Annotated in this window: 25 protein-coding genes; 15 read left to right on the plus strand and 10 right to left on the minus strand. The window is 72.5% G+C overall.

Annotated elements, in window-relative coordinates; translation table 11 throughout:
* Nucleotides 1–8 precede the first annotated feature (8 nt).
* Together ACWCQK_RS14245 and ACWCQK_RS14250 are read left to right on the plus strand one after the other, a co-directional pair.
* Nucleotides 9–1,376, plus strand: a complete 1,368-nt coding sequence (locus ACWCQK_RS14245) for a CAP domain-containing protein (RefSeq protein ID WP_451155401.1) — start codon at nucleotides 9–11, stop codon at nucleotides 1,374–1,376.
* A gap of 408 nt (nucleotides 1,377–1,784) precedes the next feature.
* Nucleotides 1,785–3,440: a serine/threonine protein kinase gene (locus ACWCQK_RS14250; RefSeq protein WP_451155402.1), complete on the plus strand. Its 1,656-nt coding sequence runs from the start codon at nucleotides 1,785–1,787 to the stop codon at nucleotides 3,438–3,440.
* 132 nt (nucleotides 3,441–3,572) lie between these two features.
* On the opposite strand, the gene ACWCQK_RS14255 is transcribed toward ACWCQK_RS14250, so the two are convergent.
* Complete coding sequence (locus ACWCQK_RS14255; protein WP_451155403.1) at nucleotides 3,573–5,018, minus strand: serine hydrolase domain-containing protein; 1,446 nt, start codon at nucleotides 5,016–5,018, stop codon at nucleotides 3,573–3,575.
* A gap of 147 nt (nucleotides 5,019–5,165) precedes the next feature.
* Here ACWCQK_RS14255 and ACWCQK_RS14260 point away from each other — a divergent pair, with 147 nt between their 5' ends.
* From ACWCQK_RS14260 to ACWCQK_RS14270, 3 genes are all read left to right on the plus strand, one after another.
* Nucleotides 5,166–6,233: a hypothetical protein gene (locus ACWCQK_RS14260; RefSeq protein ID WP_451155404.1), complete on the plus strand. Its 1,068-nt coding sequence runs from the start codon at nucleotides 5,166–5,168 to the stop codon at nucleotides 6,231–6,233.
* Nucleotides 6,234–6,296: 63 nt separating this feature from the next.
* Nucleotides 6,297–6,722 (plus strand): SsgA family sporulation/cell division regulator, encoded by a 426-nt coding sequence (locus ACWCQK_RS14265; RefSeq protein ID WP_451155405.1) that lies wholly within the window; start codon nucleotides 6,297–6,299, stop codon nucleotides 6,720–6,722.
* An 84-nt stretch (nucleotides 6,723–6,806) separates the two neighbouring features.
* The gene (locus tag ACWCQK_RS14270; RefSeq protein WP_451155406.1) at nucleotides 6,807–7,505 is read left to right on the plus strand and encodes a DUF2238 domain-containing protein; all 699 of its coding nucleotides are present in this window, start codon (nucleotides 6,807–6,809) and stop codon (nucleotides 7,503–7,505) included.
* Here ACWCQK_RS14270 and ACWCQK_RS14275 read toward each other — a convergent pair.
* The 5 genes from ACWCQK_RS14275 to ACWCQK_RS14295 form a co-directional block, all read right to left on the minus strand.
* Nucleotides 7,438–7,863 (minus strand): DUF6328 family protein, encoded by a 426-nt coding sequence (locus ACWCQK_RS14275; RefSeq protein ID WP_451155698.1) that lies wholly within the window; start codon nucleotides 7,861–7,863, stop codon nucleotides 7,438–7,440. The genes ACWCQK_RS14270 and ACWCQK_RS14275 overlap by 68 nt on opposite strands.
* 197 nt (nucleotides 7,864–8,060) lie before the next feature.
* Nucleotides 8,061–9,044: an aldo/keto reductase gene (locus ACWCQK_RS14280; RefSeq protein ID WP_451155407.1), complete on the minus strand. Its 984-nt coding sequence runs from the start codon at nucleotides 9,042–9,044 to the stop codon at nucleotides 8,061–8,063.
* A gap of 133 nt (nucleotides 9,045–9,177) precedes the next feature.
* Nucleotides 9,178–9,765: a TetR/AcrR family transcriptional regulator gene (locus tag ACWCQK_RS14285; protein WP_451155408.1), complete on the minus strand. Its 588-nt coding sequence runs from the start codon at nucleotides 9,763–9,765 to the stop codon at nucleotides 9,178–9,180.
* Entirely contained in the window at nucleotides 9,762–11,351 is a 1,590-nt protein-coding gene (locus ACWCQK_RS14290; protein WP_451155409.1) for an MFS transporter, read from the minus strand. The genes ACWCQK_RS14285 and ACWCQK_RS14290 overlap by 4 nt, the downstream gene beginning before the upstream one ends.
* A gap of 98 nt (nucleotides 11,352–11,449) precedes the next feature.
* Nucleotides 11,450–12,667, minus strand: a complete 1,218-nt coding sequence (locus ACWCQK_RS14295; RefSeq protein WP_451155410.1) for an FAD-dependent monooxygenase — start codon at nucleotides 12,665–12,667, stop codon at nucleotides 11,450–11,452.
* A gap of 340 nt (nucleotides 12,668–13,007) precedes the next feature.
* Here ACWCQK_RS14295 and melC1 point away from each other — a divergent pair, with 340 nt between their 5' ends.
* Complete coding sequence (melC1, locus tag ACWCQK_RS14300; protein ID WP_451155411.1) at nucleotides 13,008–13,382, plus strand: apotyrosinase chaperone MelC1; 375 nt, start codon at nucleotides 13,008–13,010, stop codon at nucleotides 13,380–13,382.
* Nucleotides 13,383–13,414: 32 nt separating this feature from the next.
* Complete coding sequence (gene melC2, locus ACWCQK_RS14305) at nucleotides 13,415–14,239, plus strand: tyrosinase MelC2 (RefSeq protein ID WP_451155412.1); 825 nt, start codon at nucleotides 13,415–13,417, stop codon at nucleotides 14,237–14,239.
* Nucleotides 14,240–14,270: 31 nt separating this feature from the next.
* On the opposite strand, the gene ACWCQK_RS14310 is transcribed toward melC2, so the two are convergent.
* Nucleotides 14,271–14,987, minus strand: coding sequence for a ribonuclease H family protein (locus tag ACWCQK_RS14310; protein ID WP_451155413.1), 717 nt, complete (start codon nucleotides 14,985–14,987; stop codon nucleotides 14,271–14,273).
* 31 nt (nucleotides 14,988–15,018) lie between these two features.
* On the minus strand, nucleotides 15,019–15,816 hold the full coding sequence (locus tag ACWCQK_RS14315) for a VOC family protein (protein ID WP_451155414.1): 798 nt from the start codon (nucleotides 15,814–15,816) through the stop codon (nucleotides 15,019–15,021).
* 199 nt (nucleotides 15,817–16,015) lie between these two features.
* Here ACWCQK_RS14315 and ACWCQK_RS14320 point away from each other — a divergent pair, with 199 nt between their 5' ends.
* From ACWCQK_RS14320 to ACWCQK_RS14340, 5 genes are all read left to right on the plus strand, one after another.
* Nucleotides 16,016–17,023, plus strand: coding sequence for a zinc-binding alcohol dehydrogenase family protein (locus ACWCQK_RS14320; protein WP_451155699.1), 1,008 nt, complete (start codon nucleotides 16,016–16,018; stop codon nucleotides 17,021–17,023).
* Nucleotides 17,024–17,241: 218 nt separating this feature from the next.
* Nucleotides 17,242–18,684, plus strand: a complete 1,443-nt coding sequence (locus tag ACWCQK_RS14325; protein WP_451155415.1) for a family 2B encapsulin nanocompartment shell protein — start codon at nucleotides 17,242–17,244, stop codon at nucleotides 18,682–18,684.
* A 16-nt stretch (nucleotides 18,685–18,700) separates the two neighbouring features.
* Entirely contained in the window at nucleotides 18,701–19,756 is a 1,056-nt protein-coding gene (locus tag ACWCQK_RS14330) for a family 2 encapsulin nanocompartment cargo protein terpene cyclase (RefSeq protein WP_451155416.1), read from the plus strand.
* Between the two features lie 51 nt (nucleotides 19,757–19,807).
* The gene (locus tag ACWCQK_RS14335; protein WP_451155417.1) at nucleotides 19,808–20,686 is read left to right on the plus strand and encodes a geranyl diphosphate 2-C-methyltransferase; all 879 of its coding nucleotides are present in this window, start codon (nucleotides 19,808–19,810) and stop codon (nucleotides 20,684–20,686) included.
* Between the two features lie 104 nt (nucleotides 20,687–20,790).
* Complete coding sequence (locus ACWCQK_RS14340) at nucleotides 20,791–21,666, plus strand: aminoglycoside phosphotransferase family protein (protein ID WP_451155418.1); 876 nt, start codon at nucleotides 20,791–20,793, stop codon at nucleotides 21,664–21,666.
* Between the two features lie 767 nt (nucleotides 21,667–22,433).
* Here the strand turns inward: ACWCQK_RS14340 and ACWCQK_RS14345 are convergent.
* Nucleotides 22,434–22,916, minus strand: a complete 483-nt coding sequence (locus ACWCQK_RS14345; protein WP_451155419.1) for a VOC family protein — start codon at nucleotides 22,914–22,916, stop codon at nucleotides 22,434–22,436.
* Nucleotides 22,917–23,425: 509 nt separating this feature from the next.
* Between ACWCQK_RS14345 and ACWCQK_RS14350 the strand changes: the two genes are divergently transcribed.
* Nucleotides 23,426–24,064: an ATP-dependent Clp protease proteolytic subunit gene (locus tag ACWCQK_RS14350; protein ID WP_451155420.1), complete on the plus strand. Its 639-nt coding sequence runs from the start codon at nucleotides 23,426–23,428 to the stop codon at nucleotides 24,062–24,064.
* Between the two features lies 1 nt (nucleotide 24,065).
* On the plus strand, nucleotides 24,066–24,665 hold the full coding sequence (locus tag ACWCQK_RS14355) for a ClpP family protease (RefSeq protein WP_451155421.1): 600 nt from the start codon (nucleotides 24,066–24,068) through the stop codon (nucleotides 24,663–24,665).
* Nucleotides 24,666–24,688: 23 nt separating this feature from the next.
* On the opposite strand, the gene ACWCQK_RS14360 is transcribed toward ACWCQK_RS14355, so the two are convergent.
* A complete protein-coding gene (locus tag ACWCQK_RS14360) occupies nucleotides 24,689–25,099 on the minus strand; it encodes a helix-turn-helix domain-containing protein (RefSeq protein WP_451155422.1) in 411 nt (136 codons plus the stop codon).
* A 127-nt stretch (nucleotides 25,100–25,226) separates the two neighbouring features.
* On the opposite strand from ACWCQK_RS14360, the gene ACWCQK_RS14365 reads away from it, so the two are divergent.
* Nucleotides 25,227–26,000, plus strand: coding sequence for a class I SAM-dependent methyltransferase (locus tag ACWCQK_RS14365; RefSeq protein ID WP_451155423.1), 774 nt, complete (start codon nucleotides 25,227–25,229; stop codon nucleotides 25,998–26,000).
* Nucleotides 26,001–26,116: the final 116 nt, after the last annotated feature.

Below are 26,116 nucleotides of genomic sequence, written 5' to 3' on the forward strand. Positions count from 1 at the left end.
GCGGCAGGATGAGCGAGTTGGTCCCCGGGGGCAACGTGCCCCTCCCGGACGGCGCCCTGACCGTCCGGGTGCCCGGCCCGTTCGACGTGTCCGCGCTCATCACCGACGACGGCGGCCGTGTCAGGGGGGACGGCGACTTCGTCTTCTACAACCAGCCGGCCGCCCCCGGAACCCGCCTCAGCGGCGGCACACTGACCGTCGACCCGGCCGCGCTGCGCGCCGGAGCCACCCGGGTCACGGTCGTCGTCAGCCCCGCCGACCCCGGCGTCCCGCTGGGCGGGCTGCCCGCGCCCACGCTCCAGGTGAGCGACCCGCACGGCCGTCCGCTCGCCCGGTTCGCCCCGCCGCGCCCCCGGCAGGAGACGGTCCTGCTGCTGGCGGAGATCTACCGGCGCGGCACCGGCTGGAAGCTGCGGGCCGTCGGGCAGGGGTACGCCGACGGACTGGCGGGCCTCGCCCGGGACTTCGGCGTGGACATCGCCGAGGACACGGCGGGCGGGTCCGCCGCCGGACCCCCGGCGCGCGCCTCCGCCGCCCGGCCCGGGGCACCCGCCTTGGTGCCGTCGCCGACGCCCGGACGCGGGCCGGCCGCCGGGCCCGCTCCCGATCTGGACGGCTTCCTCGGCCCGGTCAACTCCGCCCGCGGCAGCGCCGGTTCGCCGCCCGTCACGCTGGACGCCCGGCTGGTCTCGGCGGCCCGCGCGCACGCGGCGGCGATGGCCGCGGCCGGCCGCCTCGGCGCCGAGGGCCCGGACGGCGTCGCTCTGCACCAGCGCGTCACCGCCGCCGGGTACGCGTATCTCACCGTCGGCGAGCACCTGGTCTCCGGCCCCCGCACGCCCGCCGAGTTCGTCGCGTACTGCCTGCGCACCGACCAGCCCCGGCGCACCCTCCAGGACCCGGCGTTCACACACGCGGGAGCGGCGTACGTCACGGGCGGCGGCGACACCTACTGGACCGTCCTGTGGGCGACCCCGCTCACCGCCGACGGACTGGCCCGCGCCGAGGCCGAGGTCATCACCCTCACCAACACCGAGCGCGCCCGGGCAGGACTGCGCCCCCTGGCCGCCGACCCGCACCTCCACTCCGCCGCCCGGGCCCACTGCGCGGACATGGCGGCGCGGGCCTTCTACTCCCACACCTCGCCCGAGGGCGGCCAACCCTGGGACCGTGCCGCCGCTGCGGGCTCCACCCGGCGCTCGATCGGCGAGAACATCGCCTGCGGGCAGCGTTCCCCCGCCGAGGTGGTGGAGGGCTGGATGAACAGCCCGGGCCACCGCGCCAACATCCTCAAGCCTCAATTCACCCATATCGGCGCGGGTTTCGCGGGCGGCGGACCGGCGGGCACGTACTGGACCCAGCTCTTCGGCGCCTGAGAGGCAACCCACCCGCCGGATCCGACGTCTTGATCTCCGACAGCCGACGCCCCGGCCTCCTGCGCCGGGGCTGTTTCCGGCGCGACGCGGCCGGCCTGCGTTACGAGCGGAAGCGACACTGTTCGTATTCGCGTTCGTTTACCGCTGGTTACCACCAGGTCGGCGCAACGACATTCACGCCACTGATTACTGGCGGATAAATTCCGGCGCTGCCGCCCGGGGCCCGGCCCGAGGTCGGAGCGGCACTCCATGGCACGCGCCGCCGTTCTGACGTCTTTTCATCGTGCGGACGCGCGCCGCCCTTTGAATGGAAGACAGAAATCTCACCGAAGTCACGGCCGATTGAACACACCCCGTCACGAGAGCCGTACCCATGGGTGAAATGAGAATCCGGGGGTTCAGCGAGGGATGACCATGGTCAAGGCGCACGTCTTCACGCAGGACTCGGTGGCCGGTCGATACCGGCTCCTCGACGTCGTCTCCCGCGAAACGAACCGGGTCTGCTGGTACGGCGAGGACATGGAGGCCCGGCGCCCCTGCCTGCTGACCCGGATCGAGTTCCCGCACGCCGCCGGGGACGGCGACACCGCCGGAGAGGGGAACGCCGCCGGAGAGGGGAACGCGCGCCGGACCACCGGTCGCATCCTGCGCATGTCCGAGACGCTGGGCCAGGTGTGCCCCGGCCGGGTCGTGCCGGTCGTCGACGCCGTCGAGGAGGAGGGCGCCCTGTGGACCGTCACGGAGTGGGTCGACGGCACGCCCCTGAGCGAACTCCTGGCCCGGCACGCCACGTTCAACTACGTCCGGACGGCCCGCATCGGGCTGGAACTGCTCGACGTGCTGGAGGCCGCGCACGGTCAGGGCATCACCCACGGCGAGCTCAGCCCGGGACAGGTGTACGTCCGCGACGGCGGCCCGGTCGTGGTCACCGGCTTCGGGCTGGCGGGCGCGACACTCGCCCCCCGGGTCACGGCACCGTCGTACGCTTCCCCCGAGCAGGCACGTGACGAACGCATCGGTCCCGCGGCCGATCTGTGGGCGCTGGGCGCGATCCTCTACACGATGGTCGAGGGACGTCCGCCGTTCCGGGAGCGGGACCGGACCGAGGCCACCCTGAAGAGCGTGGACCGGCTGCCGCTGCGCACCCCGCTGCGTGCCGGGCCGCTCACCCAGGCCGTGCAGGGGCTGCTGCGCAAGGACTCCCGGGAGCGGCTGACCCGCCCGGTGATCCGCGAGGTCCTGACCCGCGTGCTCGACGAGGATCCCGACGCGGTCCTGCCGGCCGTGCCGACGCCCCGGCTGCGGCGCGCGTACGCCACCGTCCGCCACGCCGGTCCGGGCTGGAGCGGCCGGGCCATGGCCGCCGGGACCGGCCTCGCCGTCGTCACCGTCGCGGTCGCCGTCCTCGCCACGACCGGTCTGCCCGGCACCGAGAGCTCCGCGGCCGGCGCCCGCACCAGCCCGTCGGCGTCCGGAGCCCCGTCCGCCCCGGCGTCCGACGACGCGGACGGCGAAAGAGCCTCCGGCACGCCGACGCCCGCGGCCACACCGACACCGCCTGCGACGCCCACCCCGTCGTCCTCGGTGTCCGCCACCACCCTGCCGTCCGGATTCCGGCTCTACGACGCGCCGGAGGGCTTCTCCGTCGCCTTGCCCGACGACTGGGCGCGGCTGCGCACCGAGCGCTCCGACCAGGCCTACCGGGTCACCTTCGGCGCCGAGGACGACCCGCGCACGCTCGCGGTGACGTACAGCGAGAATGCCGGTCCGGATCCGGTCGCCGTCTGGCGGGACGACGTCGAGCCCGGACTGCGGCAGGACGCGGGCTTCCAGCGGGTCGGGGCGATCCGCGCCACCACGTATCTGGGGTACCGGGCCGCCGACATGGAGTGGCTCGTCGACGTGGACGGCGTCCCGTCGCACACCTTCGGCCGTGGGTTCCTGCTCGGCGGGCAGCGCAGCTTCTCGCTGCGCTGGACGACACCCGCCGCCGACTGGGACAAGACGGCGAACCGGCAGGCGCTGGACGTCTTCCTGCGCACGTTCGAACCCGACTCGGACTGACGGGAACGAAACGAGGACCAGGACCGGGACCAGGACGGAGACCAGGACCAACACCAGGATCTGGACGCCGACTTAGACCCGGACCCGGGTCCGGCCGGATGCGAACCGGACTCCCACGGATCGGCACCCGTGTCAGACCGGCCCGCGCGGCGCGCGCAGGGAGCGCAGTCGACCGCCGTGCAAGGGCTGGGTGAGCCAGCGGGCGGTGAAGGTGCGGTCGTCGAGCGAGCAGGTCAGCACCAGCCGGTGCGGTGTCTCCAGGAAGACCACGTGCGCCTCCAGGGTCCGCGCGTCGGCCCACCCGCCGCTGACGGCGGTGGGCAGCGGCTGCTCGGCGGTGTTCCATCCGCCCGTACCGAGACCGAGGTCGAGGCGCCGGCCGTCCTCCGTGAGCGTCAGCGTCCAGCCGTCCGCGCCCGCCGTGACGGCGACCGAGGCCAGGCCCGGCTGGGCCGCGCACACTCCGCCGGCCGGGGTGAAGCCGGCGCCCGACCAGGCGTCGGGCCGCTCGGGCGGGGCGCTCGCGCCCGCAGCCGGTGGCAGGGCGAGCCGCGCGAAGCGCTGTGCGAGGGCCGCGTCGGACCGCTCGGCCCCGGTCCTGGGCCCGGGGCCGAAGGCGGGCAGCAGATGCGTCCGGACCAGGTTCAGCAGGTCCTGCATCTGCACGGTCGCGGCGGTCGTCGCGATCACGGCGTCGTACTCGGGCAGCACCAGGCAGAACTGGCCGTACGCCCCGTCGCCGCGGTAGCCGTGCCGGGACCGCCAGAACTGGAATCCGTAGCCCTGCTCCCAGTCGCCCCGGTCCGCCTCCGGCGTGCCGGGCGCGGTCGGGACGTGCTCCCGGGTGGCCAGCTCGACCCACTCCCGGGACAGCAGTCGTACGCCCTCCCCCAGTCCTTCGCGCAGATACAGCAGGCCCAGCCGGGCGACGGCGTCGGTGGTGGCGTGCAGCCCGCTGTAGCCGAGTTCGCGGCCGGCCCGGTCCCGCAGCCACGCCACGGCGCCGATGCCGAGCGGGTCCAGCAGCCGGGGCCGCAGGTACTCGGTGAGGTGCTGCCCGGTCACCCGCTGCACGATCGCGGCCAGGGTGTACGTGGCGGGCTGGTTGTAGGCGAAGACCGTGCCCGGGTCGCGTTCGGGTGGCAGCAGCAGGAACCCCCGTACGGGCTCCGCGGGGTCGAGGGCGAGGGACTCGTGGACGGTGTCCGCGAGATGGCCGCTGGACATGGACGCCACATGCCGGACCCGCATCGCGCGGCTGCGCGGATCCGTGATGTCGGCCTCGAACTCGGGAAAGTACGAGATCACCGGGTCGTCGAGCCCGATCAGCCCCTCGGCCAGGGCGAATCCGGCGGCCGTCGCGGTGAAGCTCTTGCTGAGCGAGTAGAGGAGGTGGGGCCGCTCGGGCGTGTACGGCGCCCACCAGCCGGAGGCGACCAGCCGGCCGTGCCGCATGATCATCAGGCTGTGCGGCTCGATGTCCGGGGCCGCCTCCAGGGCGTCGAGGAAGGCGTGCACACCCGAGGCGTCGACGCCCTGGTCGGCGGGGGTGCTCGTGGGCAGGGTACGAACGCTCATACGGGCATCCTGCCCTCGGCCGGACGTGACAGGAGGAACGAGCGCCGCAAAAGCGTCGCCAATGGGGCGATATAGGCTGCCGGACTGTACGCCGTGGAGGCGTACGGACCGACCGGCCACCCCCTCCAGCTGACAGGAGAGTCACCCGTGACCCTCGCGATCGTCCCGCCCGAGACCTCCCCCGCGCCGCCCTCCGGCCCCACGCCGCTGTCCGGCCCCGCGCCCTTGTCCGACCTCGTGGCGCGGGACGCGCGCGAGTTCGGCGTCTACGCGCGGACCGGCGGCTGGGCCTTCGGCCTGATGGTGGCGCGGAGCGTGCGGCCCGGCGGGCAGAGCGCGGACGAGACGCCCAAGGTGTCGGCGAAGGAGTTCGCCGAGCTGGCCGGGTGTTCCGCCGAACGGGTCATGCGCTACTACAAGGCCTGGGACCGGGCCGCCGACGACGGCATGGTCCCGCACTTCGAGGCCCTGGCACCGGGTCAGGAGGTGGAACTGCCCGACGCCGAGGTGTGGTTGAGCTACTACATCGCCCGCTCCAGCGCCACCTCCGAGCGCGGTACCGCCATCGCCGAGGCCGCGGAGGCCGAGGGCATCCGCCCGACGAAGGCGCTGGAGGTGGCCGAGAACCCGACCGCCCTGCGCGCCGCGATCCTCGCGGACCCCTCCACCGCGCGCGCCGCCCGGCAGGCGCTGCTCGACCGGGTCCGCGAGGACCCCGAGCTCCAGACCGAGTTGGCCCGTGACGTCGTACGCACCGACGATCTCAAGAAGGCGGTGGCGTCCGAGAGCCGGTCGGCCGACCGCATCGGGTACGTGCGTCAGATCGCCGAGTCCGGACAGATCAGGACGCCGGCCGGGCAGACCGTCGACGCGCCCGTCCCCCTGCGCCAGGAGGCCGAACGGCATCTGTCGCTCCTCGACGAGCTGGAGGACGACGAGGACACCGTCGAATGGGCGGCCGAGGCCTACGACACCATGAAGTCCCTCGTCGTCGAGGCGGTGGAGACGGACCCGGAACTGCGCGTGCGGGAGCGGCGCACGAAGTTCTACAGCAGCCTCCAGAAGGCGACGAGGGTCTTCGAGGAGCTGACCTTCGACGACGCCCAGGAGTTCTACGAGGACGACATGGTCCAGCAGCTCGAGGAGCTCCAGAGCGCGATCGGCACGTGCATCGCCGCGCTGCGCGAGTCCCGCGAGAATCACCCGGAAGGCTGAGCATTCCCCGCACAGCAGGGGTACTAGAGGGCTCTACGACCGTACTTTCCCGGAAGGCCCGCTGTGATCCCCTTCGTGCGCAAGACCCTGGTGATGCAGTTCCGGGCGAGTGCCGCGAACCGCTTCCCGGTACTCGCCCACCTCGGCTACGACGCCGAGGACCCGTTCGCCGTCACCGCGGTGTTCAGCCACGACGGCCGGGTCCTGGCACGGTGGCGGCTGGACCGGGAGATGCTCACCGCCGGACTGCACGGCCCGGTCGGGGTGGGCGACGTACGGTTTCGCCCGGTGGCGACGGGCCAGTGGGAGGAACTGCGCATGGAGTTCCTCGGCGACGCCCGGCCCGACGGCGGCCGGCACCGGGCCGTGGTGTTCGCCTGGGCTCCGGCGGTCGCCGCCTTCCTGCGCGAGACCCGCGAGGCGGTGGCCCCCGGACAGGAGCGGGTCCGCGTCGACGACTTCCTGACCGAGGTGCTGGCCGGTGGCTGAGCGGGCCATGAGCTGAGTAGCCGTACTCATGCCGGGCGGGCCCCGTGCCGCCACGATGGGGCCCTCACCGACAAGGAGCCCCTCATGCCCGCTGCGAGTGCCGTACCGCGCCGGATACCGCCCGCCGTGTTCGCCTGTGTGGCCGTGGCGGGTCTGGCCGTGTCCGGCTGGAATCCGCACGACCGCGCCACCTGGTTCCTGGAGACGGTCTGGGTGATCGTCGGGCTGCCGCTGATCCTGCTCACCTGGCGGCGGTTCCCGCTGACCGGCCTGCTGTGCGGCCTGCTGACGGCGCACGCCCTGGTACTCGCCCTCGGCGGCCACTACACGTACGCGCAGGTGCCGCTCGGGGACTGGGCGCGGGACACGTTCGCCCTGGACCGCAACCCCTACGACCGCTTCGGTCACCTGATGCAGGGCTTCGTCCCGGCCGTGCTGGTACGCGAACTGCTCAGCCGGACCTCACCGCTGCGCGGCAGCCGCTGGCTGGCCCCGCTGACCGTGTGCGCCTGCCTCGCCTTCAGCGCCCTGTTCGAGATGTTCGAGTGGGCGGCGGCCGTCATCGGGGGGCATGCGGCGGACGCGTTCCTGGCCACCCAGGGCGACGTGTGGGACACCCAGTGGGACATGTTCTGCGCGCTGATCGGCGCCACCGTCTCGGTGCTGCTGCTCGGGCGGGCGCACGACCGGCAGCTGACCGCCCTCGGCCGCGGCGTCAGCGCGAGGTGTACCGGTGCCGGGTCCACAGCGGCAGCGCGAACCAGCACAGCAGGTACCACATGACCACGCCGGAGACCAGGTAGGGCACGTAGCCGTCGTGGGTCGCCACCCGCAGGATCAGCAGCAGCGCGGCGGTCATGGTGGCGAGCAGCAGCACCAGACCGATGAGCGTCAGCCGGGCGGCCCACCGCACCGCCTCGGGCTTGACCCGGCGCCCGGACACCACGCGGTGCAGCGCCACCGGGCCGATCAGGGCGCCGGTCGCGGCGGCGCCCAGCACGACGGTCACGATGTAGATGACCTGGTCGGCGTGTTCCAGTTGGGCGTACTTCGGGGTGAACACGACGGTCAGCAGGAAGCCGAACAGGATCTGGACGCCCGTCTGGGCCACCCGGACCTCCTGGATCAGTTCCCCCCACATCCGGTCGGCCCGCTCCTCGGCGGTCTCGTCCCGTCCGCGGTCCGTCTCGCCCCGCCCCTGGTCCGTCGCGTCCCGTCCCCGGTCCGTCGCGTCCTGGCCCCTCGTCACGATGCCTCCCTGTCCCGGCCGCAGCCGTTCCCGTTCTCCTTCGAGTTCCCCGGGAACGGCCGTCGGTCACAGCCGGGACGGTCGGCGCCCTACCAGCGGGCTTCCACCTGGTCCTTGATCCGCCGGTCGTAGAGGTCCCGGATCGCGGCGAGCGTCTCCTCGGACAGCTCGGGGAGCTTGGCGGCCATCGCGTTGGCACGCGCCTGTTCGGGTGAGCGGGCGCCGGGGATCACGGTGGTCACACCGGGCTGCTGGACGACCCAGCGCAGCGCGAGCTGGGCCGGGGTGTAGCCCTCGGGGGCGAGGGCGGCGAACTCCGCGGCCGCCTCGACGCCGGTCACGAAGTCGACGCCCGAGAAGGTCTCGCCCTGGTCGAAGGACTCGCCGTGCCGGTTGTAGGTGCGGTGGTCGTTCGCGGGGAAGACCGTGTCCTTGGTGTACTTGCCGGACAGCAGGCCGGAGGCGAGCGGCACGCGGGCGATGATGCCGACGCCCGCAGCCCTGGCCGCCGGGAGCACCTCGCGCAGCGGCTTCATGCGGAACGGGTTGAGGATGATCTGCACGCTCGCCACGTTCGGCCGGGCGATCGCGGTCAGCGCCTCCGCACAGGTCTCCACGCTGACGCCGTAGGAGGCGACGCGCTCCTCCGCGACCAGGGTGTCGAGGGCGTCGAAGACCTCGTCGGAGGAGTAGACGGACGTCGGCGGGCAGTGCAGCTGCACCAGGTCGACGCGGTCGACGCCGAGGTTGCGGCGGGAACGGTCGTTCCAGGCCCGGAAGTTGTCCAGGACGTAGTTCTCGGGGATCTGGTCGACCCGGCGGCCCATCTTGGTGGCGACCTCCACGTGCAGGTCCGGCCGGCCGCTCATGAACGCGGCGATGGTCTGCTCGCTGCGCCCGTCGCCGTACACGTCGGCGGTGTCGAAGAAGGTCACCCCCGACTCCGCCGCCGCCTCCAGCACCGCCAGGGCTTCCTTGTCGTCCACGTCGCCCCAGTCGGCGCCCAGCTGCCAGGTGCCGAGGCCGACGACCGATGCGTGCTGGCCCGACCTACCGAATTCGCGCTCGTCCATGCGGCCAGTCTGTCATCCGTCACGCTCCGGCGCGGACCGGGCCTCCTCCTCCCCTCACCTGGGCGTATTTCACCCGCGCGAGTGAATCGCCGTGCGCTGTCGCCCTCCGCGCCGGGTCCCCGAGCGGCGGGCGCTACGGCGTGAGCTGGGCCTGCACCGTGGGGCCGTAGCGGTCGACGATCGCGTCGATCCCGGCCGCGCGCAGTTCCGCGCCCCGCGCGATGCCGAACATCACCCCCAGGCCGACCAGCGTGGCGAGGGCGAGTTCGGCGCGCAGGCCCGCGTCGGGGCCGTCGAGACGGCCGGCCAGGCGGGCGGTGACCTGGTCGCGGAAGTTGGCGCGCAGCACGTCCCCGTGCGCCCCGTGCAGGGGGGCGAAGGCGATCCGCAGGACGGGGTCGGCGCCTCGTTCGACCTGGCTCTCCAGGACGTGCCGGACCATGTGGCGGCCGAGTTCGCCGACCGGGGCGTCCAGCAGGGCGTCGGCGTCGGTGTCGAAGGACATCACGCGGGCGAACAGGGCGTCCTTGTTGCCGAAGTACTTCAGGATCAGCGGCGGACTCACCCCGGCGCGCTCGGCGACCGCCCGCAGGGTGATGTCGGCGTGCGCGTGCCGGGCCAGCAGATGGCGGGCCGCGCGCAGGATGGCCGCCTTGGTGGCCTCGGCGTCCCGGCGGCCGGGGGCGGACGCGCCGGTCGGAGTTGCGCTCACGGCACTCACGCCCCCTTCATCGCGCCGCCGCGCGCGGCGCGGCCGCGGGCGCGGGCGCGCCGGGTGCCGTCGGACGGGGTGTCTCCCGGGATGGTCAGCGCCACCGCGCTCGCGGCCAGGGCCACCACGCCGGCGATCGCGAAGGCCATCAGATAGCCGTGCAGCGTCGGCACCGGGACACCGCCGACCGGGCTGGTGTGGCGGACCAGGACCGCGGCGACGGCGGCGCTGGAGACGGCCTGCCCGATGGTGCGCATGAGCACGTTGACGCCGTTGGCGGAGGCGGTCTGCTCGGCCGGTACGGCGTGCAGGATCAGGGACGGCAGCGCGGAGTAGGCGAGGGTCGTGCCGGTGGCCACCACCGCGGCACCCACCATGATCATCCACAGTTGGCGGCTGTCCGCGATGCGCACGGCGTACCCGGCCGCGATGACGGCGGCCCCGACGGCCAGCGTGACGCGCGGGCCGCGGGCCGCGGAGATGCGCGCCGAGAGCGGCGAGAAGAGCAGCATGATGATCCCGCCCGGCAGCAGGCACAGTCCGGTCTGCACGATGGACAGCCCGAGCCCGTAGCCGGTGGCCTCGGGCGCCTGCACCAGCTGGGCCGTCACCAGCGTGTTGGCGTAGAAGGCGAACCCGGTCAGCAGGGCGGCCACATGGGACAGGCCGACCTTCGGGCGGGAGACCAGGCGCAGGTCGACCAAGGGCAGGCGGGCGCGCAGTTGCTGCCGGCACCACAGGCCGAGCGTCACGGCCGCGGCGAGGAACAGTCCGGTGATCCGCGCGCTGCCCCACCCCCACTGGCCGCCCTGGGACACGCCCAGCAGCAGACAGATCAGGCCGGCGGCCAGTCCCAGCGCCCCGGTGATGTCGAACCGCCCGGGCGAGCGGACGGGTGACTCCGGCACCGCCCACCGGATCAGCGCGACCCCGGACGCGCCCAGGGTGGCCGTCACCCAGAACATGACGTGCCAGTTGGCGTACTGCACGATCAGGGCCGCGGCCGGCAGGCCCAGGGCCGCGCCGATCCCGACGGTGGAGCTCATGAGCGCCACCGCGGAACCCCGGCGTTCCGGGGGCAGTTCGTCCCGCAGGATGCTGATCGACAGCGGTACGACGGCCGACGCGGCGCCCTGGAGGGCGCGGGCGGCGATGAGGACGCGGATGTCGGAGGTCAGGGCGCAGGTCACGGAGCCGGCGGTCATCAGAGCGAGGGCCGCGAGCAGCACCCGTCGTTTGCCGTACATGTCGCCGGCCCGGCCGAGCACCGGGGTGAGCACGGCGCCGGACAGGAGGGTCGCCGTGACCATCCAGGAGACCGTGCCCGGTGCGGCTCCCGTCAGCCGGGGCAGGTCCGGGAGCAGCGGTACGACGACGGTCTGCATGACGGCCATGAGGGTGCCGCCGAAGGCCAGCACGGGGACGGTGAGCCGGCCCCGCAGGGTCGCGGCCCCGCGGCTCCCGGCTCCGCCGGTCCTCGATCCGTGGGCCGGCGGACCGTCGGGTGTCGGTCCGTCAGTCGGTCCGTCAGTCAGACCGTCGGGCGTCGGTCCGCCGGTGGCGGACGGGTCGGGTATCGGGGCGGGCGACGCCATGGGCACTCCAGCGGCCGACGCGGAAAAGCAAGGGTGAATGACGATTCACCTTACCGGTGAATCGTCATTCACCCCACAGCGGTTCGGCGCGCGGGGGGTCAGGTGCGGTCGGACAGCGTCCGGGCGTGCACGCCGCGCGCGACCTTCGGCCCGAGCCAGCGCTTGAGCCGGCGCAGCGCCTCCAACTGCCCGGCCGCCCTGTCGATCCGGTAGTACAGCTGGGGCGGGACATGGGGCAGCAGGGGCGAGTGGCGCTGGCCGAGCAGGGCGAACATCCGCTCCGGGGGCAGGTGGATGTAGCGCGTGAGGTTCTCGTACCACTCGGCGCTGTAGCGGGCGGCGCTCTGGACGGAGAGCAGGGCCGCCCTGCGTTCCTGTTCGTAGCGGGCGAGGGCGCTCGGGAGGTCGGTGTGGTCGCGCAGCGCGGCGGCGAGCGCCATGGAGTCCTCCAGGGCGAGGGTGGTGCCGGCGCCGATGGAGTAGTGGGTGGTGTGGGCGGCGTCGCCGAGCAGGACCAGGTTGCCCCGGTGCCAGGTGCGGTTGGTGAGGGTGCGGAAGGTCAGCCACTGGGCGCTGCCGTCGCCGGAGGAGCGTCCGACCAGGGGGCTGCCGTCCAGCACATGGGCGAACAGCTTTTCCAGCAGGGCGAGTCCGTCGCCCTCGCTCGCCCGGTCGAGGCCTAGACCCGTCCAGGTCTCGGGGGCGCATTCGACGACGCAGGTGCTGTGCTCGGGGCCGAAGGGGTAGCCGTAGCACCAGATCCAGCCGTGGTCGGTCTCGACGAACGCGAAGGTGAAGGAGTCGAAGGCCTTGGGCGTGCCGAGCCAGATGTAGGAGTTGCGGCCCGGCTTGAGCTCCGCGCCGAAGTGCCCGGCGTGGTGGGTGCGCAGGGCGCTGCGCACCCCGTCCCCGGCCACGACGAGGTCCGCCGCGGGCAGGTTCTCGGGGGTGATCTCGTGGTCGTACTCCAGTCGTACCCCCAGGGAGCGGGCGCGGGCGGCGAGGATCTCCAGCAGCCGGTGGCGGCCGATGCCGTGGCCCTCGTCGCCGGGCTGCCGGGTCACCAAATCCCGTACGTGGGCGACGCCCTGGTTCCAGCGGACCGAACTCTCCTCGACGGCGCGTGCCGACTCGGGGTCGTGCGCGTGGAGTCTGTCGAGCAGTTCGCGCCAGTACGTGACGCCCCAGCCGTAGGTGGAACCCTCGGGGTCCCGCTCGTGGACGGTGATGTCGTGGGACGGGTCCTGCCTCTTCAGCAGGATCGAGAGATACAGGCCGGCGGGCCCGCCGCCGACACAGGCGACCTTCACACGCACCCCTGTTCATTACCCGGAGCGGTCAGTTGACGACGCAGAGTAGCAGGCCGCGACCGTCGGCCACCGCCTCCCGGATCACGCCAGTTTCACGAGGTGAGCCACGCCACCCACGCCCCCTCCTGCCGCGAAAGATCATCCGGAACCGGGCCACCAGGGGCAGGATTTCCCTCTTACGGGGCTCCCGGGCTTCCGCCACGGCAAGATCATCTTCGTTCAATCCTGCATGACATGTGGTTAATTGTCCGGATCGCAGCCAACCGCTGCGCAGCGATTTCTCCCGCTCTGAACCGGGCCGATAGGCATACGGGGTCGTCAACCCAACGCACCCCGGAGGTCCCGCATGCCCGAACTCAGCCGTCGTCGCGCCCTCGCCGCCGCGGCAGCCCTCACCGCCGCGGCCACCGCCGTGACCGTCGCCGCACCGGCCGAGGCCGACGAGCACGCCCACGACTCCCCCGCACCGTTCGACGAGACCTACCGCGGCCGCCGGATACAGGGCCGGGCGGCCGCCGGGGGCGGCCATCACGGAGACCACCACGGCGGCGGCTACGCGGTGTTCGTCGACGGCGTGGAACTGCATGTCATGCGCAACGCCGACGGGACCTGGATCAGCGTCGTCAGCCACTACGCCCCGGTGGCCACGCCACGGGCCGCCGCGCGCGCCGCGGTCGACGAACTCCAGGGCGCCCGGCTCGTCCCCTTCCCCGCCAACTGAACCGCCCGCACGCACCTTTGGAGCACCCGCACATGACCGTCCGCAAGAACCAGGCGAACCTGTCCGCCGACGAGAAGCGGCGCTTCGTCGCGGCCGTCCTCGAACTCAAGCGCAACGGCCGCTACGACGCCTTCGTCACCACCCACAACGCCTTCATCATCGGGGACACCGACAACGGCGAGCGCACCGGCCACCGTTCGCCGTCGTTCCTGCCCTGGCACCGCAGATTCCTGCTGGAGTTCGAGCGGGCGCTCCAGGCGGTGGACCCCTCGGTGGCGCTGCCGTACTGGAACTGGTCCACGGACCGCTCCCCGCGCGCCTCGCTGTGGGCGCCGGACTTCCTCGGCGGCACCGGGCGCAGCCTGGACGGCCGGGTGATGGACGGCCCGTTCGCGGCGGCCACCGGGAACTGGCCGGTCGACGTCCGGGTGGACGGCCGGACCTATCTCCGGCGCTCGCTCGGCACCGGCGTGCGCGAACTGCCGACCCGGGCCGAGGTCGACTCCGTACTGGCGATGGCGACGTACGACATGGCGCCCTGGAACAGCGGCTCGGACGGCTTCCGCAATCATCTGGAGGGCTGGCGCGGGGTCAACCTGCACAACCGGGTGCATGTCTGGGTCGGCGGCCAGATGGCGACCGGGGTGTCCCCCAACGACCCGGTGTTCTGGCTGCACCACGCGTACATCGACAAGCTGTGGGCCGAGTGGCGGCGCAGGCACCCCGCCTCCGGCTACGCGCCGACCGGCGGGACGCCGGACGTCGTCGACGTCGGCGAGCGGATGAAGCCCTGGAACGACACGTCCCCGGCGGACCTGCTCGACCACACCGCCCACTACGCCTTCGACACCGACTGAGCGGCGCGAGGCGGTGCCGGGCCGCCGCCGGTCAGCCGGTGGCGGCCGTACGGCACTCCGGGTGGCCCCAGCCCTGGTCGTTCTTGGCGATCGGTTCGCCCGCCGCGTAGGGGCGTCCGCAGACGCAGCGGCCGGGGAACTTCGCGTTGATCGTCCGGGCGGAGCCGCCGCCACGCGGCCGGGACGCGCCCTTGGCCGACGCCGGGGCGGACCGGCGGCGCTGCGCCCCGGCCGGCGGGGTGTCGGGCGAGGGCGGGGGTTCCGGCGAGCCGAGGTCACTGCCCGCGGCCTCCTGGACGATCGCCGCCTGGCTGGCGGCCCGGTCGGCGAAGTCGTTGAGGCGGTCGCCGTCGACCTGGTGGGCGGGCACGTAGCGGAACTCGACCGAGCGGCCGTCCAGGAGCTCGTCGATGCGTACGACGAGCTCCTGGTTGGCGACCGGCTTGCCGGCGGACGTCTTCCAGCCGTTGCGCTTCCAGCCGGGCAGCCAGGTGGTGACCGCCTTCATGGCGTACTGCGAGTCCATCCGGACCTCGAGCGGCAGGTCGGGGTCGGTCGCCGCCAGCAGCCGCTCCAGGGCGGTGAGTTCGGCGACGTTGTTGGTCGCCCTGCCGAGCGGTCCGGCCTCCCAGCGGGCGGGCGTCTCCGCCTCGTCGGCGACGACCCACGCCCAGGCCGCCGGTCCCGGGTTCCCCTTCGATGCCCCGTCGCACGCGGCCACCACACGTTCACGCATGCGCACGATCATGCCACGGCCGGCCGGGGCGCCCGGCCAGGGGTCAGGAGACGTCGGTGGCCTTCGGCATCTCCCCCGCCGTCGTGGTGACGTCGATCACCGAGAAGTTCGCGCCCTGCGGATCGCTGATCGCCGCGAACCGGCCGAACGGGCTGTCCATCGGTCCGAACCGCAGCACGCCGCCGAGCTTGGTCGCCTTCGCGACCGCCTCGTCGCAGTCGGCGACGGTGAAGTAGACGTTGATGTACGGCGGCACCTCGGGCGGGAAGTCGTCCGTCATCGTCATCCGGCCGAGGACCGTCTGGTCGCCGAGGTCGAACATGCGGAAGTCGATCGCCTCGTCCTCCAGCTGCTTCGCCGTGTACGAGAAGACCGCGGGGAGGAACGCGTCCGTCTTCTCGGGCTCACGGGTGAAGACCTCGGCCCAGCAGTAGGCGCCGGGCACGCCCGTCGCCTCGAACCCCTCGTGGACGCCGCCCTGCCACACGCCGAAGACGGCGCCGCTGGGCTCGCGGGCCAGGCACATGGTGCCGAACTCGCCGACCTGCATCGGCTCCATCAGCACCTCGCCGCCGTTCTCCCGGATCTTCGCCGCGGTGGCAGCGGCGTCCGGCGAGGAGAAGTAGAGGCACCACTGCGACTGGCCCTCCTGGCCGGGCATGGGCGGTACGACCGCGGCGACCGCCTTGCCGTCCGCGTAGGCCTGGGTGTAGTGGCCGAACTCCGACGACGACTCGCCGAAGGTCCAGCCGAGGACGTCGCCGTAGAAGCGTTTGGCTCCCTCGACGTCACTGAACATCGCGTCGGCCCAACAGGGGGTTCCCTCAGGTGGTACGGCCATGACTGCGGCCCTCTCGGATCGGTGGGGCGGATCGGTGGGTTGTCCGATTCCTCACGCTAGTCACGGGCAGGGCCCCGCGCGCGCCGAACGCGCCTCTCCGTTACAGACTGGAGAAGGGGCGACGACCGACGGCCCCGGTGAGCCCGGGCGGGCCCGGGTGGCTCTGTGGCGGACGGGGCACACGATGACGGACGGCACGATGCGGGCATGGGCGGTGGGCACGCCAGGACCGGTGACGCGAGGCTCCCTGCGGCTCGTGGAGAAGCCGGTGCCGGTCCCGGCGGACGACGAGTTGCTGGTGCGGGTGCGGGCCTGCGGGGTGTGCCGGACCGACCTGCATGTCACCGAGGGAGATCTGCCGGTGCACCGGGCCGGGGTGACGCCCGGGCACGAGGTGGTCGGCGAGGTGGCGGCCCTCGGCACGGCGGTGCGCGGCTTCGCGCCGGGCGAGCGGGTCGGGGTGGCCTGGCTGCGCCGCACCGACGGCACCTGCGCGTACTGCCTGCGCGGGGCCGAGAACCTCTGCCCCGCCTCGCGGTACACGGGCTGGGACGCCGACGGCGGTTACGCGCAGTACACGACCGTGCCGGCCGCGTTCGCCCACCGGCTGCCCGCGGGCGTCGCCGACGTCGCGCTCGCGCCCCTGCTGTGCGCGGGCATCATCGGCTACCGGGCGCTGCGCCGGGCCGCGCTGCCGCCTGGCGGACGGCTCGGGCTCTACGGCTTCGGCGGCAGCGCCCACCTGTGCGCGCAGGTCGCGCTGGCGGAGGGGGCCACCGTGCACGTGCTGACCCGGGGCGCGGCCGCGCGGCGGCTGGCGCTGGACCTGGGGGCCGCCTCCGCGCGCGACGTCCACGAGGCGCCGCCGGAGCCGCTGGACAGCGCGATCCTGTTCGCGCCGGCCGGTGACCTGGTACCGATCGCGCTGCGCGCCCTGGACCGGGGCGGAGTGCTGTCGATCGCCGGCATCCATCTCAGCGACATACCGCCGCTGTGCTACGAGAGCGAGCTGTTCTACGAGAAGGAGGTGCGCAGCGTCACCTCCAACACCCGCGCGGACGCCAGGGACTTCCTGGCGCTGGCCGTCCGCCACGGGGTGCGCGCGACCACGCACACCTATCCGCTGTCGCAAGCGGCGCAAGCGCTCCAGGATCTCGCGGCCGGCCGCTTCGACGGAGCCGCGGTACTGGTCGACGACCTCTCCTGACCTCCTTGTTCACACAGCTGTTCCAGCGCACGGCAGTACACGGAACACCCCTTCCGCATCATCCGACGGGTTTGCACTTCCGTAGTGCCAAGCCGCCCCCCTTCGCGCCGTATCCGGAACCCCACCGGGGCTGTTTGGCTTGGTGCAGCGCACGACCCACTCGCGCACCGACGACCACGACCGTTCCGCTCACCCTCGTTCACCTCCCAGGAGGGGATGTGTCCACACCGGACAGCGCCACCGGTCCCGCCCTCGCCGAAGCCGCACCCGTACCACCGGCCGAAGAACACCGCACCAGCCTCGGCACCCAGGCCGCGCGCCAACTCGCCACCACCACCAAGTCCGCACCGCAGATGCGGGGCATCAGCTCACGCTGGCTGCTGAGATCGCTGCCCTGGGTGGACGTCAGGGGCGGTACCTACCGGGTCAACCGGCGGCTGACGCTGCGCGTCGGCCGGGGCCGGGTGCAGTTCGAACACAACGGCGCCGACGACATCAAGGTCGTTCCCCGGACCTTGACCGAACTGCCGTCCCTGCGCGGATACTCCGACATCGAGGTCCTCACGGAGCTCGCCGCCCGGTTCCGTGTCCGGGAGGTGCGGGCCGGTCAGATCCTCTTCGAGGCCGGGCAGCCGGTGACGGAGGCGTACCTGATCGTCCACGGCCGCTTCACCCGCTTCACGGCCGGCAAGTACGGCGAGGAGGAGATCGTCGCAGTCGTCAGCGGCGGCGACCAGCTGGGGGACGAGGGCGTCGGCGAGCCCGACCCGCTGTGGCTGACCTCGCTGCGGGCGGAGACGGCCGGGGTGCTGATGGCGCTGCCCTGGGACGCCGTCACGGAGCTCACCGAGCGGGTGCCCTCCCTCGCCGCCCACCTCCAGGCGTTCGCCGAGCGGCAGCGACTGCCGATGAACCGCACGGGCGAGGCGGATATCCCCCTCCAGGCCGGTCATGTCGGCGAGCCGACGCTGAACGGCGGCTTCGTGGACTACGACCTCGCCCCACGCGAGTACGAACTGTCGCTCACCCAGACCGTGCTGAAGGTCCACACCCGGGTCGCCGACCTGTACAACGACCCGATGAACCAGACGGAGGAACAACTCCGGCTGACCGTCGAGGAGATCCGGGAACGCCAGGAGTGGGAGCTGGTCAACAACCGGGAGTTCGGACTGCTGCACAACGCCGACCACGAGCAGCGCATCAGCACCTTCACCGGCCCGCCGACCCCGGACGACCTGGACGAACTGCTGTCCATGCGCCGCAGGACCGATCTGTTCCTCGCCCATCCGAAGGCGATCGCGGCCTTCTTCCGGCAGTGCAACCGGCGTGGCCTGATGCCCGGTTCCGCGAACATCGACGGCCACCGGATCCCGGCCTGGCGGGGCGTACCGATCTACCCGTGCGGCAAGATCCCGGTCAGCCGGCAGCACACCAGCAGCATCGTGGCCCTGCGCACCGGGGAGTCCGACCAGGGGGTCGTCGGCCTCTACCAGACGGGCATCCCCGAGGAGTTCCAACCAGGGCTGAACGTGCGGTTCATGGGCATCGACACCGCCGCGATCACCCGCTACCTCGTCACCGCCTACTACTCGATGGCCATCCTCGTTCCCGACGCGGTGGGGGTCCTGGAGAACGTCCAGATCGGCCGGACGGCCGAGTGACCGCGTGGAGAACGACATGAGCACGCCCCCCGCCCCCGCCGCCCCGCTGTCCCTGCCCGGGCCGCCCAATCTCGCCCGCAGCCTCACGACCCGGCGCGGCGGGGCGATCCCGGGCCTGAGGTACCGGCCCGTCACCCCCGCCGACCCCGAGAAGGCCGCGGAGATCGACCGCAGACTGGAGGAGTGGGCCCGCGGCCTCGACCTGTTCCCCGAAGCCTGGAACGGGGACTTCGCCGGCTTCCAGTTCGGGCGCGCCGTGGTGCTCCAGCACCCGGAGGCGGCCGACCTGGAACACCTCACGGTCGCGGGCAAGTTGTTGCTGGCCGAGAACATCGTCGACGACTGCTACTGCGAGGAGGACGGGGACAAGGGCGGATCGCGGCGCGGTCTGGGCGCCCGGCTGATCCTGGCCCAGTCGGCGCTGGACCCGTACCACGGCACCCCCGAGATCCAGGAGCAGTGGCTGCACGGAATGCAGTCCGACGGCCCGCTGAGGTCGTACCACTGGGCCCTGAAGGACTACTCCGCCCTGGCCACGCCCAGCCAGACCGACCGCTTCGTGCACGACATCGCGCGGCTCCACCTCGGCTATCTCGCCGAGGCGGCCTGGGGCGAGACCGGGTACCGGCCGCGGGTGTGGGAGTACCTGGTGATGCGCCAGTTCAACAACTTCCGGCCCTGTCTGTCGATCGTCGACGCGGTGGACGGCTACGAACTGCCCGAGGCTCTCTACGCCCGCCCCGAGATCCAGCGCATCACCGTGCTCGCGAGCAACGCCACCACGATCGTCAACGACCTGTACTCCTTCACCAAGGAGCTCTCCGACCCGACCCACCTCAACCTGCCGCAGGTCATCGCCGCCAACGAGCGGTGCGGACTCAAGCCCGCCTATCTGCGGGCCGTCGAGATCCACAACGAGATCATGGACTCCTTCGACACGGAGTCCGCCCTGCTGGCCGCCACCTCACCGCTCGTCGAGCGGTACGCCCGGGGCCTGTCGGACTGGGTGGCCGGCAACCACGAGTGGCACGCCACCAACACCCACCGCTACCACCTGCCCAACTACTGGTAACGCGCACGCACGTCCCTGACATCACGTCAGACAGATCACGAGGAGCCATAGTTGACCACCGTTCCCGCCGCCGTCCGCACGACAGCACCGGTGCCGACCCAGTCCACGTACCAGAACCGCGTCGCGGACTACTGGAACGCCGAGGAAAATCCGGTCAACCTCGAACTCGGCAGGCTCGACGACCTCTACCACCATCACTACGGCGTCGGAGCCGTCGACTGGACCGTGGTCGACGAGCCGGATCCGCTCCGACGCCAGGAGCGGGTCACCGCCGAACTGCACCGCCTGGAGCACGCCCAGGCCGAGATCCTCGCCGGCCGCCTGGGCAACCTCACCCCCGACGACCGCGTCTTCGACGCCGGCTGCGGGCGCGGTGGCGGCAGCGTGGTGGCGCATCTGCGGCACGGCTGCCACACGGACGGCGTGACGATCTCCGCCAAGCAGGCCGCCTTCGCCAACGAGCAGGCCCGTAAGCGGGGCATCGACGGCAAGGTGCGCTACCACCACCGCAACATGCTCGACACCGGGCTGGAGACCGGCGCGTACGCGGCGTCGTGGAACAACGAGTCCACCATGTACGTCGAGCTGGACCTCCTCTTCGCCGAGCACGCGCGACTGCTGCGCCGCGGCGGACGGTACGTGGTGATCACCGGCTGCTACAACGACACCTACGGGCAGGCCTCCCGCGAGGTGTCCCTCATCAACGCCCACTACATCTGCGACATCCATCCGCGGTCGGCGTACTTCCGGGCCATGGCCCAGAACCGGCTCGTGCCCGTCCATGTCGAGGATCTCACCGAGGCGACGATCCCCTACTGGGAACTGCGCCAGCAGGCCGATCACCTGGTCACGGGCATCGAGGAAACGTTCCTGACCGCGTACCGCAACGGCAGCTTCCAGTATCTGATGATCGTGGCCGACCGGGTCTGAGCCGCGAGTCCGCACCGGTCCCGGGGGACGCCCCGGGGCCGGTGAAATCCGTTCGACCGCCGCCGTCCCCGTGAGCTGGAATGGGGTCCATGTGTGCTCTGAGGATGCGTCCCGACGAGGTGGACCTCGACGCCTCCCTCGTCGGCCGGCTGGTCGCCGAGCAGTTCCCGCGGTGGGCCGGTCAGCCGGTCGAGCGGCTGAAGTCGTCCGGCACCGAGAACGCCATGTTCCGGCTCGGCACCGGTCTGGTCGTACGCCTGCCCCGGTATCCGGGCGCGGTCGGGGACGTGGAGCACGAGCAGCGCTGGCTGCCCCGGCTGGCACCGCGACTGCCCGTCGCCGTGCCCGAGGCGCTGGGGCGGGGCGAGCCGAGCGCCGAGTACGCGTGGCCCTGGTCCGTCTTCCGCTGGCTGGACGGGCACAATCCCGTCGCGGGCGCCGTCGAGGAGCCCCGGTCGCTCGCCCGTGACTTGGCGGAGTTCGTCCGCGCCCTGCGCCGGATCGACCCGCGGGACGGGCCGCCGAACCACCGGGGTGTCCCCCTGGCGAACCGGGACGGGGCGACCCGCTCGGCCATCGCCCAGCTGGACGGCAGGATCGACACCGCTGCGGTGACGGCCCGGTGGGAGGAGGCGCTGCGCGCCCCCGCCCGGCAGGCACCGCCCGTCTGGGCCCATGGGGACCTGTCGCCCGGAAACGTGCTGGTGGCGGAGGGACGACTCCGTGCGGTGATCGACTTCGGCACCGTGGGCGTGGGTGACCCCGCCGTCGATCTCATCGTGGCCTGGAACCTGTTGCCCGCGTCCGCGCGCGGGACCTTCCGGGACGCCGTGGGCGCCGACGACGCCGAGTGGGCGCGCGGTCGCGGCTGGGCGCTGTCGATCTCGCTGATCCAGCTGCCGTACTACTGGCAGACCAACCCGGCTTTGGCGGAGAACTCCCGACACGTGATCCACGAAATCCTGACCGAGACCGGATGAGGCGGTGGGACCGAGCGGTGAGACCGAGCGGTCAGACCAGGGGGGCGGACCGGGAGGTGGGACCAGGGGGCGAACTGGGCGGTGGGACCGAACCGTTGGACCAGGAGGCGGACTGGGCGGTCGGCCCAGAGGGGGTGGACCGGGCGGTGGGACCGGACGTCGGGCCAGGAGGCGGACTGGGCGGTCCGACCAGGCGGTCCGACCAGGCGGTTGGATGACGCGGCCGGGGTGACGCAGCCCGGACGGCGAGGTCTTGGACGGGCTGTGGCCTCGGTCGGCACCCCCCGGGCCCGACAACTGACCGGACGGCAGCCATCGGACGGCGAGTGACTGCCGGATCGCAGCCGACCCGGAGGACGCCTCGCTCGGACCACGACCGGCTCGACCCGCGCCGGCCCGGAGCAGAGCCGACCGAACCGGCGCCTTACCGGAACAGAGCCGACTCGACCGGCGACTGCCCGGAGCAGAGCCGACCGGACCCGCGCCTACCCGTGGACCCGCGACTTCCCGGACCCCAGCCGACCCGACCGGCGACTTCCCGGACCGCAACCGACCCGACCCGACCGGCGACTTCCCGGACCGCAACCGACCCGACCCGACCGGCGACTTCCCGGACCGCAGCCGACCCGACCGGCGACGGCCAGAACATCGGCCGTCCCGGACGGCGATCTGCCGACCCGGAGCGCGGTCCGCAGGGCCGGAGCGCAGTCCGTCGGCCCGGACCGCAGTCCGGGCCGACCAGCACCGGCTGCCGGCCGCCCGGCGCCTCACTCGCCCGCGTAGGCCCGCTCCAGGGCGGCGATGTCGAACTTTTGCATGGCGAACATCGCCTTGGTCGTGCGGGTCGCCTTCCCCGGGTCGGCGTCGCCGATCATGTCGATCAGCGTCTCGGGGACGACCTGCCAGGACACGCCGTACCGGTCCTTGAGCCAGCCGCAGGGGCCGGGTTCGCCGCCGTTCTCGGTGAGCTTGGTCCAGTAGTAGTCGATCTCCTCCTGGTCCGCGCAGCGGATCTGGAACGACACCGCCTCGTTGAACGTGAACTGCGGTCCGCCGTTGATCCCGACGAACTTCTGGCCGTTGGCCGTGAACTCCACGGCCAGCACGGAGCCGGCCGGGCCGGGACCGGCCTCGGTGTAGCGGCCGACCCGGACGATGCTGGAGTTCTTGAAGATCGACACGTAGTAGTGGGCGGCCTCCTCCGCCTGGCCGTCGAACCAGAGACACGTGGTGAATCCGTCGGTGGTCATGAACACCTCCTGGAGCGTGGATCGCGGTCAACAGTGTCGACCCGTGCGGAGCGGAAAACTCATCGGCCCGGCGGCCGATCGATCCGAACGGCGCAGTCGCCGGGGCGAACCAGCGTCCCGGCCACGGCCGGCGGACCATCCGCGCGGCCTCGTCCGCCACTGGCGGCACATGTGTACGACGGCGGCCCGCCGGGGCACGGCTGAGCGAGTGGCCGCAGTGCGTCACGACCGCCGACGGGACGAACGTCCACGCCCCGCACATCCGCTCCGCCGAGCCGGACGCCACCTCGCCGATCCTCACGCGCGGGCCGGATCGCCGACGCGTGGGCGGAGCTGAGGAGCCGGACCTGCTGGTCGGTGGCGTGCGGGCGTTCTTCCGGCGGGTGCGCGAGCAGGGCTGGGAGCGGGCTCTGCCCTCGGCGAATCTGCCGCGGGCAGAGAAACCTCGGCGCCGCGCCGCCCCGGGCCGACAGTGGAGTCGACGGCATCACCGCTCGACGGGAGGACCCATGACTCCACTCACCGCACTCACGCCCCGGGCCGAGGAGGGCGACACGCTGCCCACCCGGTTCGACGACCAACTGGCCGCCCAACTGCTCGCGCAGCGGATCGTGCTGCTGGGCACCCAGGTCGACGAGGTCTCCGCGAACCGGGTCTGCGCCCAGTTGCTGATCCTGTCGGCCGAGGACCCGCGCACCGACATCGGTCTGTACATCAACAGCCCCGGCGGATCCGTGCACGCGGGTCTCGCCATCTACGACACGATGCGGCTGATCCCGAACGACGTCTCCACACTCGCGATGGGGTTCGCGGCCAGCATGGGCCAGTTCCTGCTGAGTGTCGGCACGCCCGGCAAGCGCTACGCGCTGCCCCACGCACGGATCATGATGCACCAGCCGTCGGCCGGGATCGGCGGCACCACCGCGGACATCGAGATCCAGGCGGAGAACCTGGAGTTCACCAAGCGGACCATCGAGCGGATCATCGCCGAGCACACCGGCCAGAGCCGGGAGACCGTCTCCCGGGACGGCGACCGCGACCGCTGGTTCACGGCCGAGCAGGCCAGGGAGTACGGCATGGTGGACACGGTCGTGGAGTCCCTCGCGGACGTACGCCCGGCCGCCTCCCGGCGACGGACGGGGCTCTGACATGGGGACCTACACGATTCCGAACGTCGTCGAGCGGACCCCGCAGGGCGAGCGGTCGTACGACGTGTTCAGCCGGCTGCTGGCGGAGCGGATCATCTTCCTCGGCACCGAGATCGACGACGGCGTCGCCAACGTCGTCATCGCCCAGCTTCTGCATCTGGAGTCGTCGGCACCGGAGAACGAGATCGCGATCTACCTCAACTCGCCCGGCGGCTCGTTCACCTCGCTGATGGCGATCTACGACACGATGACGTTCGTACGGGCGCCGATCTCGACGTTCTGCGTCGGGCAGGCGGCCTCCACGGCGGCCGTACTGCTGGCCGGCGGGGATCCGGGGCGGCGGTTCGTGCTGGAGCACGCGCGGGTGCTGCTCGGGCAGCCGGCCAGCGGCGGCCGGCAGGGCATGGTCTCCGACCTCGCCCTCCAGGCCAAGGAGATGGTCCGGATCCGCGCCCAGGTGGAGGAGGTGCTGTCCCGGCACACGCACCACGACATCGCGACGCTGCGCGCGGACATGGACAGGGACAAGGTGTTCACCGCGCGGGAGGCGGTGGCGTACGGGCTGGCCGACGAGGTGCTGAACCGACGTCTCATGCCCTGACGGCGGCCCGGCCCCCCGGGCGGTCAGGCGACCAGGCAGAGCCCGCCGTGCGGTGCGGTGTTCCTCGTAGCACGGCTCCGGTCGGGTCGCCGGGCGAGCTCCCGGTGCGCCAGCGACAGCAGGTCGCCGAGGCCGAGACCGAGGGCGTGGGCGGCGGCCGCGAGGACCTCCGAGGAGGCCTCCTTGCGGCCGCGTTCCACCTCGGACAGGTACGGCATGGAGATACGGGCCTCGTCGGCGACGTCCTTGAGCGTGCGTTCCTGCGCGAGGCGCTCACGGCGCAGCACCTCACCGACGAGGTCGCGCCAGAGGGGTTCCCGGGGAGCGGGCGGGCGGGCCGCCGGGCGTTCCGGCAGGGCGCGTGCTGTCCCCTGGCGCTCGGCCGCCGGGCGCAGGGGGATGACGCGGGCTTCGTTCGGCGCTTGGTTGCTCACCGTCCCAGCCTAGGAGCGCGGGGGGTGAGGGGAAGGGTCCGGCGTTTCGCCCTCGGTGGAATCGGCGCCGTCCGCCGGGGACACTGGCCAGGACCGCTAGGGCTGGGACGGAAGGGAAGGGCCATCGGTGCTGCGTGACACGTTCGACGAGGTGGCGGAGCTCTACGACCGGGTCCGGCCGCGCTATCCCCGGTCCCTGGTCGGGGAGTTGGCTCGGGCGGCCGGGCTGGGACCGGGCAGCCGGGTGCTGGAGATCGGTCCCGGCACCGGGCAGCTGACCGTTCCGCTGGCCGGGTTCGGCTGCCGGCTCACGGCGGTGGAGCTGGGCCCCGCCCTGGCCTCTGTGGCCCGGCGCCGGTTGCGGAAGTTCCCGTCGGCGGACGTGGTGGTGGCGGACTTCGAGCGGTGGGACGTGCCCCGGGAAGCCTTCGACCTGGTGGTGAGCGCGACCGCGTTCCACTGGCTCGACCCGGCGCGGCGGGTGTCCCGGGTCGCCGACGCCCTGCGGCCGGGCGGGCTGTTCGCGCTGGTCACCACGCACCACGCGGCGGGCGGCACGGTGGACTTCTTCGCCCGCGCCCAGCGCTGCTACGAACGCTGGGACCCGGACACCCCGCCGGACCTGCGCCTGCGGGACGCGCCCGACATCGCCACGGACACCGGTGAACTGGAGCGGGAGCCACGCCTCTCGGACCTCACGGTCCACCGTCACACCCAGGACCTCACCTACACCGCCGACGAGTACCTCGACGTCCTGCTGACCTACTCGAACCACCGGGCCCTCGACGCGACCGCCCGCCGGGGTCTGCTGACGTGCATCCGGCAGCTGATCGAGTCGCGCTACGACGGCCGCGTCACCAAGCGCTACCTCCATGAGCTGATCACGGCTACGCGCGGCTGAGCGCCCACTGGCCGACCCGTCCGGCGATCCGGCCCGGATTCCCATGACCGTCATCGAATTTCCACCTCCCTCGCACATCGTGCGCATGTGCCGCCGTCCCCCGGGTACGCGAAGTG

The organism is Streptomyces sp. NPDC002306, assembly GCF_053593435.1.